19 protein-coding genes, 1 pseudogene and 1 riboswitch are annotated in these 14,943 nt (G+C 42.1%); of the genes and pseudogenes, 7 read left to right on the plus strand and 13 right to left on the minus strand.

Annotation, left to right across the window (positions count from 1 at the left end; all coding sequences use genetic code 11):
* Nucleotides 1-4 precede the first annotated feature (4 nt).
* Genes thiD through thiM form a run of 4 tightly spaced genes read right to left on the minus strand, consistent with a single transcriptional unit; the run spans nucleotide 5 to nucleotide 2,910 of the window.
* Complete coding sequence (gene thiD / locus ACIZ62_RS16970) at nucleotides 5-811, minus strand: bifunctional hydroxymethylpyrimidine kinase/phosphomethylpyrimidine kinase (protein WP_414150716.1); 807 nt, start codon at nucleotides 809-811, stop codon at nucleotides 5-7.
* The gene (locus tag ACIZ62_RS16975) at nucleotides 808-1,464 is read right to left on the minus strand and encodes an HAD family hydrolase (protein WP_111888816.1); all 657 of its coding nucleotides are present in this window, start codon (nucleotides 1,462-1,464) and stop codon (nucleotides 808-810) included. Before ACIZ62_RS16975 ends, thiD begins: the two co-directional genes overlap by 4 nt.
* A complete protein-coding gene (gene thiE / locus ACIZ62_RS16980; protein ID WP_414150717.1) occupies nucleotides 1,461-2,099 on the minus strand; it encodes a thiamine phosphate synthase in 639 nt (212 codons plus the stop codon). The genes ACIZ62_RS16975 and thiE overlap by 4 nt, the downstream gene beginning before the upstream one ends.
* Nucleotides 2,086-2,910 carry a hydroxyethylthiazole kinase gene (gene thiM / locus ACIZ62_RS16985; protein WP_414150718.1) on the minus strand — a complete coding sequence of 275 codons (825 nt, stop codon included), beginning with the start codon at nucleotides 2,908-2,910 and terminating at the stop codon, nucleotides 2,086-2,088. The genes thiE and thiM overlap by 14 nt, the downstream gene beginning before the upstream one ends.
* Before the next feature lie 110 nt (nucleotides 2,911-3,020).
* A riboswitch (TPP riboswitch) is annotated at nucleotides 3,021-3,132 on the minus strand.
* Between the two features lie 371 nt (nucleotides 3,133-3,503).
* Between thiM and ACIZ62_RS16990 the strand changes: the two genes are divergently transcribed.
* The 4 genes from ACIZ62_RS16990 to ACIZ62_RS17005 are packed head-to-tail and all read left to right on the plus strand — an operon-like array spanning nucleotide 3,504 to nucleotide 5,187.
* Entirely contained in the window at nucleotides 3,504-3,740 is a 237-nt protein-coding gene (locus ACIZ62_RS16990) for a 4Fe-4S binding protein (protein WP_414150719.1), read from the plus strand.
* Nucleotides 3,741-3,764: 24 nt separating this feature from the next.
* Nucleotides 3,765-4,436 (plus strand): cytochrome c biogenesis CcdA family protein, encoded by a 672-nt coding sequence (locus ACIZ62_RS16995; protein WP_414150720.1) that lies wholly within the window; start codon nucleotides 3,765-3,767, stop codon nucleotides 4,434-4,436.
* A 10-nt stretch (nucleotides 4,437-4,446) separates the two neighbouring features.
* Nucleotides 4,447-5,013 carry a TlpA family protein disulfide reductase gene (locus tag ACIZ62_RS17000; RefSeq protein ID WP_414150721.1) on the plus strand — a complete coding sequence of 189 codons (567 nt, stop codon included), beginning with the start codon at nucleotides 4,447-4,449 and terminating at the stop codon, nucleotides 5,011-5,013.
* 9 nt (nucleotides 5,014-5,022) lie between these two features.
* Complete coding sequence (locus ACIZ62_RS17005; RefSeq protein WP_111888810.1) at nucleotides 5,023-5,187, plus strand: DUF6132 family protein; 165 nt, start codon at nucleotides 5,023-5,025, stop codon at nucleotides 5,185-5,187.
* A 45-nt stretch (nucleotides 5,188-5,232) separates the two neighbouring features.
* On the opposite strand, the gene eis is transcribed toward ACIZ62_RS17005, so the two are convergent.
* Nucleotides 5,233-6,450 carry an enhanced intracellular survival protein Eis gene (gene eis / locus ACIZ62_RS17010; protein ID WP_414150722.1) on the minus strand — a complete coding sequence of 406 codons (1,218 nt, stop codon included), beginning with the start codon at nucleotides 6,448-6,450 and terminating at the stop codon, nucleotides 5,233-5,235.
* Nucleotides 6,451-6,562: 112 nt separating this feature from the next.
* Here eis and ACIZ62_RS17015 point away from each other — a divergent pair, with 112 nt between their 5' ends.
* Nucleotides 6,563-7,237: a Crp/Fnr family transcriptional regulator gene (locus tag ACIZ62_RS17015; protein ID WP_414150723.1), complete on the plus strand. Its 675-nt coding sequence runs from the start codon at nucleotides 6,563-6,565 to the stop codon at nucleotides 7,235-7,237.
* 71 nt (nucleotides 7,238-7,308) lie between these two features.
* Here ACIZ62_RS17015 and ACIZ62_RS17020 read toward each other — a convergent pair whose 3' ends face one another.
* The 5 genes from ACIZ62_RS17020 to ACIZ62_RS17040 form a co-directional block, all read right to left on the minus strand.
* Nucleotides 7,309-8,802, minus strand: a complete 1,494-nt coding sequence (locus ACIZ62_RS17020; protein WP_414150724.1) for a serine hydrolase domain-containing protein — start codon at nucleotides 8,800-8,802, stop codon at nucleotides 7,309-7,311.
* Nucleotides 8,789-9,223, minus strand: coding sequence for a hypothetical protein (locus tag ACIZ62_RS17025; protein ID WP_111888806.1), 435 nt, complete (start codon nucleotides 9,221-9,223; stop codon nucleotides 8,789-8,791). The genes ACIZ62_RS17020 and ACIZ62_RS17025 overlap by 14 nt, the downstream gene beginning before the upstream one ends.
* Nucleotides 9,220-9,669 carry a LytTR family DNA-binding domain-containing protein gene (locus ACIZ62_RS17030; protein WP_111888805.1) on the minus strand — a complete coding sequence of 150 codons (450 nt, stop codon included), beginning with the start codon at nucleotides 9,667-9,669 and terminating at the stop codon, nucleotides 9,220-9,222. The genes ACIZ62_RS17025 and ACIZ62_RS17030 overlap by 4 nt, the downstream gene beginning before the upstream one ends.
* A 200-nt stretch (nucleotides 9,670-9,869) precedes the next feature.
* The gene (gene trxA / locus ACIZ62_RS17035) at nucleotides 9,870-10,181 is read right to left on the minus strand and encodes a thioredoxin (protein WP_111888804.1); all 312 of its coding nucleotides are present in this window, start codon (nucleotides 10,179-10,181) and stop codon (nucleotides 9,870-9,872) included.
* Nucleotides 10,182-10,365: 184 nt separating this feature from the next.
* Nucleotides 10,366-11,220, minus strand: a complete 855-nt coding sequence (locus ACIZ62_RS17040) for a YihY/virulence factor BrkB family protein (protein ID WP_414150725.1) — start codon at nucleotides 11,218-11,220, stop codon at nucleotides 10,366-10,368.
* A gap of 304 nt (nucleotides 11,221-11,524) precedes the next feature.
* Between ACIZ62_RS17040 and ACIZ62_RS17045 the strand changes: the two genes are divergently transcribed.
* Nucleotides 11,525-11,695 carry a hypothetical protein gene (locus tag ACIZ62_RS17045; protein WP_414150726.1) on the plus strand — a complete coding sequence of 57 codons (171 nt, stop codon included), beginning with the start codon at nucleotides 11,525-11,527 and terminating at the stop codon, nucleotides 11,693-11,695.
* A pseudogene (locus tag ACIZ62_RS17050) lies at nucleotides 11,692-12,027 on the plus strand (catalase). The gene ACIZ62_RS17045 and the pseudogene ACIZ62_RS17050 overlap by 4 nt, the downstream one beginning before the upstream one ends.
* 341 nt (nucleotides 12,028-12,368) lie before the next feature.
* On the opposite strand, the gene ACIZ62_RS17055 reads toward ACIZ62_RS17050, so the two are convergent.
* The 3 genes from ACIZ62_RS17055 to ACIZ62_RS17065 all read right to left on the minus strand — a co-directional run bounded on the left by ACIZ62_RS17055 (nucleotide 12,369) and on the right by ACIZ62_RS17065 (nucleotide 14,935).
* On the minus strand, nucleotides 12,369-13,223 hold the full coding sequence (locus ACIZ62_RS17055; protein ID WP_322519030.1) for a YihY/virulence factor BrkB family protein: 855 nt from the start codon (nucleotides 13,221-13,223) through the stop codon (nucleotides 12,369-12,371).
* A gap of 15 nt (nucleotides 13,224-13,238) precedes the next feature.
* Nucleotides 13,239-13,658 carry a YjdF family protein gene (locus ACIZ62_RS17060; protein WP_322519029.1) on the minus strand — a complete coding sequence of 140 codons (420 nt, stop codon included), beginning with the start codon at nucleotides 13,656-13,658 and terminating at the stop codon, nucleotides 13,239-13,241.
* 182 nt (nucleotides 13,659-13,840) lie between these two features.
* Entirely contained in the window at nucleotides 13,841-14,935 is a 1,095-nt protein-coding gene (locus ACIZ62_RS17065; protein ID WP_414150727.1) for an iron ABC transporter substrate-binding protein, read from the minus strand.
* Nucleotides 14,936-14,943: the final 8 nt, after the last annotated feature.

Raw genomic sequence — 14,943 nt, forward strand, 5'->3', positions numbered from 1 at the left:
CTCTTTATTTGCATCCCGAGGTCAGTTGAAAACCATGATCCAGGGGCCCGTTGCCCTTTCCCAGATCCAGATTGGCTGCCAATGCCCCGGACACATAATCCTTGGCTTTTTTTACCGCCAATTCCATCTTGTACCCGATGGCAAGATTACAGGCAATGGCCGAGGAAAGAGTACAACCGGTACCATGGGTATTGGGATTATCAATTTTTACTCCCGGAAACCAAACTTCTTCATGACCCTTTTTATCTTGAATCAGCAAAAAATCATCGGCACTTTCAAAAAGATGCCCGCCCTTAATCAGAATACTCCCGGCATAGCTTGTGGCGATTTTTTTAGCTGCTCTGACCATGTCCGCTTTGGCAGAAATGCCAAAGCCACACAGACATTCGGCCTCGGGGATATTGGGGGTGATCAAATCGGCCAATGGCATCAATTCTGTTTTTAAAGCTTCAATGCTATCGTCGCTTAACAGTCTGCCGCCACTGGTGGCCACCATCACCGGATCCAAGACAATGTTTTTCGCCTGGTAATGTTTAAGTTTGTTAGCAATACTTCTAATGATCTCTGCACTATAGACCATTCCGATCTTAACCGCATCAGGAAAAATATCGCTAAAAATACAATCGATCTGATTTTCTACAAAGGTGCTTTCAACCGCCGCAATGCCGTATACCCCGGTGGTGTTTTGCGCCGTTAAGACGGTGATCACGGTCATGCCGTAGCTGCCATGGGCGATCATGGTTTTGATATCGGCCTGGATACCTGCGCCACCGCTGGAATCTGACCCGGCTATCGATAAGACTTTTTTCATCGTAGCAACTCCTTAAAACTCATAATGGTACAATCCGAGCTGTTTTTGATCTCATCCCAGTCATTTTTCGAGGATTCATCATAAACCCCAACAAGATAACAACCAGACGCTCTGGCGGCCTGGATGCAGTATAAGGCATCTTCAAAAATCGCAATTTGCTGTTTTGGCAACGCCAGTTGTTTCGCCGCCTGGTGATAAATCTCCGGCTGACTTTTGGGCAAACCAACCATCCCAGAAGTAAGGATAAACTCAAAATGACTAAGCAAACCATATCGACTCAACACCAATTCGGTCAGGGACTTGTGGGTAGCGGTTAGGATTGCCATTTTTATACCCTGGTTTAAATACTGATCCAAAGTTTCCTTAACAAAGGGTTTTAAACGGATATGTTTTTCGTAATTCTCCCGGATCATGCCATTGATTTCATCCCCCACCTGTTCTTCGGTCATTTTCACCCCGTAAACCGCGATAAAATAGCGGGCCGATTCGGCAAAGCTCATGGTTTTTATGACCTTATTTAAATCTTCGCGAGGATCAATTCCATGCTTTTTTAAAAAACTGCTGCCGATATTTTCCCAAGCCGACATCGAATCAATTAGCGTCCCATCCAGATCAAAGATTATCCCCGAAAAATTCATCTGTGCATTTTTCATGGTTTTGTCATGGTTTCAGATAAGCTTCGCAGCGCTTTTGTTGCACTGATGATATCTTTTTTAGAAAAGATTGCCGAGACCAGGGCGACCCCATCCACTCCGGTTCCTTTTAAGCTAAGAATATTGGTTTCGTTCAGACCACCAATGGCAACCACCGGAATGGTCACCGCCTTGCAGATTGCGGCGATAGTTTCAAAAGCCACCACTTCGGCATCGGTTTTTGTGGCTGTGGAATAGATCGCTCCCACCCCGATATAATCGGCACCGTCGGCTTCAGCTTTTCGTGCCAGTTCCACCGTATCTGCCGAAACTCCGATGATTTTATCGCCAAGCTGCTCTCTTAGCGCCCCGGCATCGCTATCATCCTGACCCACATGAACCCCGTCAGCATCCACTGCCAGAGCAACATCGACAGCATCATTAATGACAAAAGGAATGTTGTAGGCATCGGTTAATTTTTTAATCGCCCGGGCCTCTTTTACAAACGCATCAAAATCCAGCTTTTTTTCCCGTAGCTGGATAAAGGTAGCGCCACCTTTTAAGGTTTCTTCAACCTGATCGGCCAGGGTTTTGTCACCCAGCCAACTGCGGTCAGTCACCGCATAAAGTAGCATTGACTGCTTATCGAGTTTCAAGCTTCATCCCTCCTTTTAATGTTTCGATATTCATCAAACTCATCGCATCGATGAGGAAGGCTCGAAAGGATGCCGTTCCGGCCTCCTGGGACTGAACCTTTTCAAAGGCCAGCTCCCCACACAAACCCATACAACTAACAGCAGCAGAGGTGGCCAGTAGCAACTGCTCGGGATTGGCCCCGCAATAACTGCCAATAACCGTTGTGAGCATACAGCCTGTGCCGGTAATCCGAGACATCATCGGGTGTCCATTCCGTATTACCAGGGCCTTCTGATGATCCGCGACAATGTCGATGGCGCCAGTAATGGCAATGATGGCACCCGTTTTCTCGCTCAGGGCTTTGGCAAAAGCGATCATCTGATCCAAATTGTCTTTATTCACCGCATCGCTGATATCAGCATCGACCCCTTTGGTCGTGCCACTGCCCTGGTCGATGGTCTTGATTTCCGAAACATTGCCCCGGATGACGCTAAACTGTACCTCATTTAACAGCTTAAAAACCGTGTTCGTCCGTAGCGAAGAGGCACCAGCACCGACGGGATCCAGAATCACCGGCCGACCGAGACGATTGGCTTTTTTACCGGCCATAATCATGGCCGCGACGGTTCGCTCATTAAGGGTTCCGATATTGATGACCAGAGCATTACAAATGGAGATAATTTCTTCCACCTCATTAATATCGTCAGCCATAATCGGTGCCCCGCCACAAGCCAGTACACTATTGGCACAGTCGTTGACCGTTACATAATTGGTGATACAATGAACCAACGGCGGACAATTGCTAACATTTTCTAAGATTTTTTTAAACATCTCTTCCTTCTTTCTACTACAATATATTTTACGGTTTTATCGTTTAGATGGTTAAGCCATCGCTTGATTGGTATCTGAAATGCACACAAAAAAAACTGTACACGAATGCACAGTCGATTTCGATGGTCTCCCTACGCCGGCATTATCCGTATCAGGTGCATGGGTCGAAGTAGCGATTTACTTCCTCTCAGCCTAAATGCATAAGCTCCCCAATTTCTAAATTAGCTACAGATTATCATATCGCCTGATTCTTGTCAACTGTGATTCACCTCCGCCCTAACCTGCTAAAATCTTAATTTAACTTAAACTTAACCTCTTTCAAAGTTTGGCTAAAGGTTCACCGCCTAAGATATACCCAAGAGATAAATATCTCCTCTTTTTCTTTTCATTCCTAATATAAAAAAACAGTACGGTCATCCGGACCTACTGTTTTTTTATTTAGCGTTTTTTATTTTCAACCGTTTAAGTTCCTTTTTAAGCAAATAATTATTCATCTGTGATTAAATCACAGATATGAACACACCTTTTTGATAGAATGATAAAATCTTGATGATTCACTTGTTCAAGATGTAATTATATCTGGAGGAAATAAAATGATAACAACACCTGATCAATCAAGTAATACGTTCAAATCAGCACCACCTAAAGCTGATTTAATTGTTAAGATGGAACGCTGTCCCCAAAACCACCCCTGCCCATCGGTTCATGTCTGTCCTGTTGATGCCCTATCTCAAGAAGGCTTTGCTGCCCCAAAAGTCGATATGGAAAAATGCATTCGTTGCGGTAAGTGTGTTGACTATTGTCCGATGAATGCCCTGGTACTAAAATAAGTGTCATTGTGAAAAGGAGGCTGTATGGACTATTTTATCACATTCCTTGAAGGGATCGTCACCTTTATATCCCCTTGTCTTTTGCCCATGCTGCCGATTTATGTATCCTATTTTGCCGGCCAAAGCCAGTCCGATAATAAACGTACCGCAATTTTTAATGCTTTAGGCTTTGTCCTCGGCTTTACGGTAGTTTTTGTTTTGCTTGGTGCCTTTGCCGGTCGTATTGGCAGTGTGCTAATTGAGCATCAAACTGTTGTCAATGTGGGGGGTGGTATCATCATCATCCTTTTTGGATTGAATTTTATGGAGGTGCTGAATATCCCTTTTCTGAACACCACCCGTCAGATGAACATGGATCATTCACGGATAAGTTTCTTTTCAGCGCTGCTTTTTGGCATCGTCTTTTCGATCGGTTGGACACCCTGCGTGGGTGCCTTTTTAGGCTCAGCCCTAATGATGGCGGCCTCCAGTGGTGATACCTTAAAGGGAATTCTGATGCTTTTATCCTTTTCCCTCGGCCTTGGTATTCCCTTTATGGTTTCTGCCATTTTAATTGAGCAGTTGAAATCGACCTTTGATTTTGTTAAACGCCATTATCGGATCATCAATCGTCTTTCCGGCGGACTGCTGGTTCTCATCGGTCTACTGATGGCCACCGGTTTACTGGGCTATTTTCTGTCGCTTTTAACTTTTTAAGGAGATTATTATGACTAAACAAACAAAAACAATAATCGGCATTGTCGTCTTTACCGCTTTTTTAATCATCGTTTATTGGGGGTACACGATCTTGTCAAAAACCTTCAATCCGCAAGATCCGGTATCAAATAACGCCAACTCTTCTCAGGCCGATGAGCTCCAGGCGGCCCCTGATTTCACGGTGTTTGATCAGGATGGCAACCCGGTTAAACTGTCTGATTTTGCCGGAAAACCGGTGGTCCTCAATTTTTGGGCATCCTGGTGTCCACCCTGTAAAAGCGAGATGCCCCACTTTAATACGGTCTATCAAAATCAAAAAGATGCAGTGGTCTTTCTGATGATCAATCAGGTGGACGGGCAGCGGGAAACAAAAGAAAAGGGCCTTATGTACATCACCGATCAGGGCTTTGACTTCCCCATTTATTTTGATACCGAATTGGAAGCCAGCATTGCCTATGGCGTCTCAACGCTCCCCACCACCTTATTTATTAGCCCCGACGGTAAAATTGTCAGCGGCTATCGTGGCGCCATTGATGAAGCCACCTTACTTTCCGGCATTGAATCAATAAAAAATTAGGAGCATGCGATGTATATTAAAATGATAATCGGAACCCTTGTGGGCGGCGCTTTGGGACTCCTCTACTACAAACTGGTAGGCTGTCAAAGCGGCACCTGTCCCATTACTGCCAAACCTCATCGAACTGCCATTTATGGAGCCATTCTTGGTTTTATGATCAGTTCCTCATTATAGGAAAAAAAGAAAAACGATTGCTAATCAACCGTTTTTCTTTTTGCCTTAAATATAGTCCGAGAAATATACCTTTTCATTGGCGATAATGGTCTCCAGAAGAGAAACTGTTTTTTTGCTGGCTTCAATCCGTTCAATCTGCTGAAGATAGGTGGGTCGTTTATAACCAAGTAACATACACGTTAAAATGCCGATTTCTAATTTGATCCGATTCTCTGACGGTAAATCAACCAGAACCGGGTCTTTTCCCTTTGTAAACGAGATGGTAAAGCTGCGATTGTTCCACTCCAACACCGGATCAACAATATCAAAGGTAATGGCCTCATTCAGGTCCGTGTTGGCAAAATGGTATTGACTGATAAACCCCTCAAAATCAACGATTCGGGCCATAATATAGGGACGAATCGTTTCTTTCATGTCGCTATCTCCAAATAGAAACGATATCGTGTGATTGTTATAATTACTGCCGATCACCTCGTTAATCATCGATTCGTGGGCGGCAATATAGCCCCATAGCCCTTTTCTGGCTTCCTGATTGAGATAAACCATCTCTTTGACGCGAAACACATCATTTTCAATCAGATAAACCAGATAACCCAGCGGCCGATCATCTACGCCGTAATAAATGGCCACCGTAACATCTTCGACATCCCAGCGCCAGTATTCCTCCCAGACCAGTTCATTACGAATCAGACAGCCATGGGTTTTTCTGGCAAAGGCGTCGTGAAGGGCAATAAGATCCGGACTGTTCTCCTTCACCCGTTTCACTCGTCCCGGTACATCAATATCGCGGGGTAACTGATGATCGCGGATATGAAAGGTCATCTTATCGGATACGACCTCCCAACCCTTGTGACGATAGAGCGGATGCGAATAAGGGAACAAAAAAGAAATGCACTGATTGCGTTCATACATGGTTTCCAGGCTCTTTTTCATGAGCCCGGACATCAGTCCCAGCCCCATATATTCCGGATAGGTCGCGACTCCGGTAATATACCCCATCTCATAAATACTGCCACTAATATTGACTTGAAGTGGATAAACGGCGATCTGTGCCGCCAACCGTCCATCCTCAAACCAGCCGATCACCTCCGCTTTTTCCAGAATCGGAAATTTTGACCGTTTAATTTCATCGTGCTTCCAACCCACTTTTAACAATTGTTCATCCGTCACCTGAAAAGCATACCTCAGAATATTATTAAACTGAGTAAAGTCTTTGGCTTCCAGCCGTTTTAGTTCCAGATTTTTTCTTATCTCTTTGTTCATAAAAATCTCCTTATATCGATGCCTTATCATACCACTTTATACCCTAGTTTTTAAAGTAGAATAAAAATAACTGTGCTATACTAGAATTTAAATTGTGAGACGAGGTATTAAAATGCTAAAAGAATCCGATATTACATTTCTTAAGACGATCCTGACCTTTTGGGATCATTTAAATCCAAATCAGAAAACCATGTTTTTGGAAAATGCCATGCCGGTAAGCTATAAACGGGGTGAGAATATTCATCGTGGCGAAAATGACTGCGTCGGAATACTGCTGATCAAAAGCGGCGAATTACGTACCTATATTCTATCAGAAGACGGCCGGGATATCACCCTTTATCGACTGGGCACTGATGAGGTATGCATCTTATCAGCCTCTTGTATCCTGGATAATATTACCTTTGATGTTCATATTGATGTCGAAGCAGATTGTGACGTGCTCTTGCTAAAGTCCTCTGTCTTTTCTCAGATCTGCAACGAAAATATCTACGCCGAAAATTTTTCATATAAATCCATGATCGATCGTTTTTCGGATGTGATGTGGGCGATGCAGCAAATTCTTTTTATGAGTTTTGATAAACGTCTGACCATTTTCCTACTCGATGAGGTGACCCGAACCGGTTCGAACACGGTTAATATGACCCATGAGCAAATTGCCAAGTATGTGGGTTCCGCCCGGGAAGTGGTTTCCCGAATGCTTAAATACTTTGAGAACGAAGGCTATGTAAACCTGTCCCGGGGTAAAATTGAAGTGATTGATAAGGTTCAATTGAAGCAAATTATTTAACCGACTGCCCTGTTTGCCGCGAAGTGATAATGATCTCATTAGCAGCCGGCCCGACCAGAGCATGGTTTAATTTATCCTTTGGGGTATTTCGCGCTAATCAAAGCTGTGCTAAATAACAACAGCGAAAAAATACTCAGCATCACGACCCCACAATAGAGACTAACTGGCGCCCAAAGCCTCATTAACAGCCAATCACTCTTAAAAATAACCGGTAGGATAATAATAATTGCAGCAGAGATTATTAACCACAGCCCCGCCATGATAATCCATAAAGACCTTTTGCGATTGATCAGGGTTTTTCTCCGGTAGTTATTTTTTATCTGAGTATTGATTATTAAAAGCTTTGCCATTAACACTCCCGTCAGTAGTATACTAATAAATGTAACCGTCGAAAAAATAACATCGATTAAATACCAGATATCATGCTGATACAGAGTGGTTTCTTTATCTTCAAGCATCAGCAGGATATTATCAGCCAAATCGTTTGTGTTGGCTGACGCGTTTAGATTTGTCAGTACACATACCCCGATCCCATCACTCGGTTTCATCGTGATTTTCGCCGAATAATTCGGCGTCCCACCCGAGTGATAGATGACTTCGTTAAACGCATCAATAAACCAGCCCCCGGCATAGAAAGTATTTTCATCGACAATGCTGGCGGGATTGGCCGTGTGGGACTTTTTTATGATTCTGGTAAACTGCGGTGATATTTCAATGATCCCCATTTGTATTTGAAGCCACCGCCCCATATCAATACTGTTTGATATCAAATATCCGGCCGGAACAAGGCCTTTTATTGCCGGGGTCTCAAATCGAGTGGCATTTCCAAAATATAGCTTGGTTCCAGGAACCAATGCATTGTTCTCTTTGATCTGGTTCGAATAACAGTCAGTCTGCGTTAACCCCATCGGCTGTAAAATCTGTTCCTTCATAAAACGCTGATAATCCTGTTTGGATACAACTTCAATAATCAGGCCCAGTAAATTATAGTTTGTATTGGCATAAGAAAACTGCTGTCCCGGTGCTAATGCCAACTCACGATTACTCAAATTACGAATATTTTCCGCTAAGGTCATTTCCACTGTTGGGCTGGGATATTTTCTTTCATCATTGGTATAGCCACTGGTCTGGTACAGACAGTCCGCAATGGTCAAGTCTTCCGGTGCGATTGTTTCGCCCTGATAGGTAGCCGTAAACCATGGAATGTAGTGACTAACCGGATCACTTAGCGATAGTTTCCCCTGATCTTCCAATAACAGAATTGCCAAAGCGGTAAAGGCTTTTGTAGTTGATCCCAATAAAAATAAGGACTGCTCATTTGTTTTTATACTGCCACTGTAATCCATAAACCCTTCCGACAAGTAATCTATTTCGGTCCCGCGAATCACGGTAATGGCAGCACTGGGAATCCTCGATTTTTCCAGCACCGCTGTTACCAGTTTGTTTATTTCTTCTTGCTGCTGCACTTTGTTACCATTTTGGGCCATAACACTGCCGGGCATTAAAAAAAATATCAGGCATAAAGCAACCCAAAAATTTAAGCAACCGTATTTATTTCGCTTCATCTTCTTCATTCCTGTCTGTTTTAACGTTTAGACGTTTTTTTCTAAACTGAATTTGTTGATTGATGTAGGCCACATCCTGTCTCATTTTAATAATATCCAATACGTTTCCAATGAGATAAGCAGGAATGACCATTGCCGGGATAATCCATATATATTCCAGTGTATACCATTTAAACACCCATCCAAAGGCAAATACAACGGTTAGCAGCATCACCAGTTCCAAGCCGATTTCTACATAGCGATGTCCATTGAGGTATTTGTTTATCAGTAACAGGCCTAAACGCGCGACCACCGTGACCAGTAAGAATTCCAGAATAACAATGAAATCATCCCATTTGTTAGATACCAGCGCCGGAACAAAAAACGCCATAATGATAATCAGTGAAAAAATCAAAAGACACTGTTTGATAAAATTTTTCAACTTTCTTCCTCCCGACTAAATGCTTTTTTAATATAAGGAATATATGTTCTGGAAGCATTTAATTTTTCGCCATTTTGCAAGGTTACCTGAATTCTACTGTTCGCCAGCATTTTCATGCTTTCAAGCACGTTGATGTTTACAATAACTGATCTGCTAATCTGTACAAAATCGTGATATTTCAATTCCTCCAGCAATTGATAAAGCTTTTTTTCAGTTCGAAAAACCTGGTTGGTCGAATAGATAAAGGTTTTTCGATCAACACTTTCAATATAACAAACTTCGTCAACAGCAATTTTATAGCGCCGACCATTCTCATCTCCACAGATACTGTAATTAGCATTTTCCAATCGCTTCACCAGATGATTAACCACACTATTCATCTCACTATATTTTATTTCAACCTCTATTTCGTCTCGTTCTTTCTGTTGGGTCAATTTTATTTTCACTTAACCTCCTCCTTTCTCATTTATCATAGCTTATTTTCTCAACAAATCAAGTAACGATGATCTAAGTTACGATTTTCTGCTATCAAATGGCAGACAAGCCACGCTCAATCTTTATAATTTTGTCCAATAGCATTGCCGTTCCGATCTTGCTGCAATAAAAAAAGAGCAATCACTTTTTTGTGACTGCTCTTTTTTTATTGCTATTCAGCTACTAAATCTAGAATATCTGCTTTAGATTTTGCTCCCACGGATTTTTTCACCACCACACCGCCTTTGATAACTGCCAAGGTGGGGATGCTCATGACCTTAAATTCAGCGGCCAGTTCCTGTTGTTCATCGACATTTATTTTTCCGACCTTTAAAGTGAACACCTCATCAGCAATTTCATCAATAATGGGAGTCACCATTTTACAGGGACCACACCAGGGTGCCCAAAAGTCGAGTAATACCGGTTTATCTGAATTAATTACCTCTTGCTGAAAATTGTCTTTTGTAATTGTTACTGCACTCATATCTTTATCTCCTTAATCGTTAATGTATTTACCTTTATTATAACCATTTTCAACTACTTATCCGTAACTTAATCACAAATTTACATATATTTTCTATTATTTGCTATGCGAGGGCCTATTCAATGTTCCCGGAGCTTCTTTTTCCTACCATAGTTTAAATTGCCGTTTTATTTCAACTTCCGTTCTAAAAATTTTTAAGCACTGTTTTTTTTATACCTTCTCTTCTAAACTTTAGCGACGCATTAATTTCAGCTCCCAGCAAAAATATGATACTACTTATATAGATCCAGGTAAGTAAGGCAATTACGCCACCAAGGCTACCATAAACCGCTGTGTAGTTGCCCAGGTTATCGGCATAAAACGAGAAAGCCATGGATACGATGATCCAACTGAAGGTGGCAACAACGGCACCAGGAAGCACCTCTTTAAACGTTAAGCGACAGCTTGGGGCACTAAAGTAAATCGATACAAAAGCAATCATAACGGCAAATATGGCAATAACAAATCTCAGATAATTCCAAATCATTGAAAATGTCTTGGAAAAGCCTAAAAAGCCAAAAACCTCTGAACCCAGAATACCACCAAAAATAATCAGGATCATCGTAACGATGATAACCATGCTCAGCTCAAGTGTAATCGCGAGTGAAACCAAGCTTTTTTTCCAGAAAGGCCTCGTTTCTTCCTGATCATAGGCTCTGTTGACACCACTTATTAGATATTTAACCCCAGTGCTGGCAGACCATAAGGCGAATAATACCCCAAAGGTCAGCAAGGCACCGCTTCTGTTTTTCATGGTCTGCTCAATGATGGCATTGAGAATTTCAGACGCAGCTGTTGGCATTAGGGCATAAAGCGGCTCAATCTGGCTCTGAAAATCCACTAGCGGAATAAAACTAATAAGGGTAATTAAAAAAATAAGAAACGGTGCAATCGACAGGAGCAAAAAATAAGTGATCTGTGCCCCAACCGAGGGTAAATCATCATTTGAAAATCTGGCGTACAGATCCTTAAACAGTGTGATCAGCTTATCTTTCTTCATGGCATTTCCTCATAAAATAATCGCCGTATCAAACGTTGATTACTTTCTTTCTATCTTAACGATACCTTTTATATACCCAAAAATCTTATTATCATTCTTAGACAGGAGGTGTTTTGATTAAAGATAAAATCATAGGATATCATATAATTAAATACAAAGAAAGGAAAAGTATGAGTAAGATCTCTATAAGTTGAGTTAACTAGTAGGGGCGATTATTAATCGCCCGCACACAGCACGATTGCCAGTTCAATTTGCAAAATTCTTTAATTCAACGTATATTGTTCTTGATTATACTAAAAGTGCAATGAGTAAAAAAAGTAGTACGAACGAACCCAAAAAAGCAGCCCCATCAAAACAAGCGGCCCCGGCTGCTGGCGGCGAACTTCACCAGAGCGGCGGAGGCATGCACCCTGAGCTGACCACAAATCAGGGCGTTCCCATTTCTGATAATCAGAACTCCGTTCATTGCGGATGATTGAAGGCTTTGGAATCCATAGCTTCCAACTGATTAACCAGGCCGGAGAGTCAACCTTTGTTAAATTTCACTAGCGTCAAAAACTCGGATTACAATCCACCATTTGGGATGAAACCGTTAAAATTTCCCGAGCCGATCAGGACTATCATCGTAGAGATATGTTTGAAGCGGTTGAAGCCAGCAATTTCCCCGAGTGGGGATTTGCCGTTCAACATTTCACCGCCGAGGAAGCTGAAAAATTCCCCTTTGACCATTTGGATCCAACCAAACTGATTCCCGAAGAACTGGTGCCACTCAAAGTCATCGGAAGGTTAAGTCAAGTGGGGGAATGACATACGCGATGACTGGTGTCTACCCACTATTTAATTATATCGGTGAAGATGGCGTAGTGACAGGATTTGACATCGATATCGCAAAAAATGGGCGTTGTTACCAAACCCATTATGACCGATTAGGGAATTGCTTATGCTGAAGAACTAGCTATAACTGTTAGTAAAGATGATCCAAAATTGCTGGAAGAATTAAAATCAATTATTGAGGATGGAACCTATGAAAAAATCAGCAATAAATGGTTTGGAATGAATATTCTGTAAAAGTAAGTTTCTTTATTCATACTAAAAAATCTTTACGATCAAAGCTGTTTCTAAGCAACTTTGATCGTTCCTTATCTTCTCTAAAAAATTTTAGACACTGTTTTTTCAGTGCCTTCTTTTCTGAACTTTAGCGACGCATTGATTTCAGCACCCAGCAAAAATATAATACTGCTCAAATAGATCCAGGTAAGTAAGGCAATTACGCTACCAAGGCTACCATAAATCGCTGAGTAGTTGCCCAGATTATCAGCATAAAATGAAAATGCCATCGATACGATAATCCAGCAGGCAGAGGCCGTAATCGTACCAGGAAGCACCTCTTTAAGCGTTAATCGACAGCTTGGGGCATTATAGTAAAGGGATACAAAAACAATCATAATTGCAAATATGGCGATAACGAATCTCAGATAACCCCAAATCATTACAAATGTCTCCGTAACGCCAAAAAAGCCAAAAACCTTTGAACCGAGAATGCCGCCTAATACAATCAGGATCATCGAAGCGATGATAACAGTGCTCAGTTCAAGCGTAATCACTAACGAAACCACACTTTTTTTCCAGAAAGGCCTTGTTTCTTCCTGGTCATAGGCTTTGTTGACACCACGCATGAGATAGCTGACGCCAGTGCTGGCTGACCATAATCCGAATAAAATCCCAAAGGCCAGTAAACCACTGCTTCTGTTTTTAACGGTCTGATCAAAGATCGAACTGAGAATCTCGTACACCTCTGCGGGCATGATCGCATAAAGAGGCTCAAACTGGCTTTGAAAATCCCCCAGTGGAATAAACGTAATCAGGGTAATTAAAAAGATTAAAAACGGAGCAATCGATAAGAGCAAGAAATAAGTTATTTGTGCGCCCACCGAGATTAAATCATCGTTTAAAAATCTGACATACAGATCTTTAAACAACTTAATGAGGTTATCTTTCTTCATGGCACCACCTCCTGATTAATGTCCCCGATGTTTCTTCTTTTTCTTTTCCTGCCGTAGTTCAAATTGTTGTTTTCGTTCTGCTTCTGTTTTCTGCCGATTAAACGCTTTCCGGGCCATCTTTTTGTTTTCCTGTTCTTCTTTTAAAGCCTGTTGAGCCTTGGTACCAATGCTTTTTGTTGCCATTTGCCGATTGATATTCCGCCTCATCCGTTTGGGATTGATCCGTTTTTCCAGCGTCTTTTCATCCGTAATCGGCTGGCTAAATTGAAGCTGGTCGTAATTTTTAAGCAGAAAATCATAGATTTCCCCATCTTTGGGTTCTGAGCCGAAGGTTACCTTGGCAACTTTTAGCCTATCACCATCTGTGCTTTCAAAGACGCCAACCCAAAAGGGGTCGTCAAAAAAAACCGTCAATTTAACTGTTACTTTGTCCATATCGAGTTCCTCCTAGAATGTGTGACAAAGAACGGACAACCTTAGGAGGCAGGTTACTGACGGTATCAACCGCGTCTGGACTACCAACCAGAACTGTGTTTTTATCTTTGGTGTTATTATAACACGATGGCCGGAATGATCAAGTGCATAACTTGATCATTCCGGCCATTTTTGACAATCATTTACTTTGGCAATTTTCCATAAGCACCATAATCTTTAACCATCTGGTCATAAACCTTGGCACCTAATAATTCCATTGACACTTCATCCATAATATCACCAGGCTCGACATCCTTGAACTGATCTGGATAGAGCACCTTTCCAATTGAATAAGCATCAGCAATGGCGACTTCAACATTTGTTCCATATAAAATATAAGGTAGAATCATCTCAACATCATTGTTTTTAAAAGCGCTGAGACTTTGATAATATTCCGGATTTGTCGACATATCCGCTTTCACTTTTTCAATCCCGTCAAAATCGATGAATATCTTGTTGGGATTCCATTGCAGCAATTGTTCTTTATCAATCATCATACTACCGGTTTTTCCCGTCTGATCCACAACGTTTACTGCACCAACAGCCACAAAAGGCGGATACAAAGCTCGGGTACTTTCAATTCCCTGGGCGCCTTTAGATCCCAATGCCCCAACATAGGAGGTTACCTTTGCACCATCATCGATCCCTTCTGTTCGCTTTTTTAAATCAGCTTCATAACCTTTTACAAAATCAACCACTTCCGTTGCTCTTTCGTCGGTCCCCATAACCTGGCCAATAACTGCCAACGACTGATAAAGAGTATCATCAAACAATCCCGAAGAACCACTGCTCAAAGCAATTACCGGAATACCCGTTTTGTTTTGAAGTTCATCTGCTGCCGCAGTATCGGTGGCCAGGGTTGTAAAGATAACATCCGGCTCAACCTTAAGAATCTGTTCCGGATCGAGAGTACTATTCGGACCACCAGCCCCAATTGTGGTCAGGCTGGTAAAACTGGGGTTGGCAATAACATAAGGTTTGCCCACTGACGACTTTTGATCAATTCCTTCAATTCCGACAATTTTTTTCACATCACCAACATAGGTATATAAACGTAAGGCCCCAACTCCGGTTGCCACAATTTTTTCCGCTGGTCCTGCTAATTCGACAGTCCGACCCAAGGTATCGGTAACCGTGATCATTTCATCTGCCGTTGTCCCCCCTTCGGTAGAACAGCCCGCCATCATTAAAATCAACACCGCCGACAACACCAGAGCTAACATTCGTTTTCTTTTCATCGCTTCTC

Source organism: Acetobacterium carbinolicum, from assembly GCF_047456275.1.
Lineage (GTDB): Bacteria > Bacillota > Clostridia > Eubacteriales > Eubacteriaceae > Acetobacterium > Acetobacterium carbinolicum.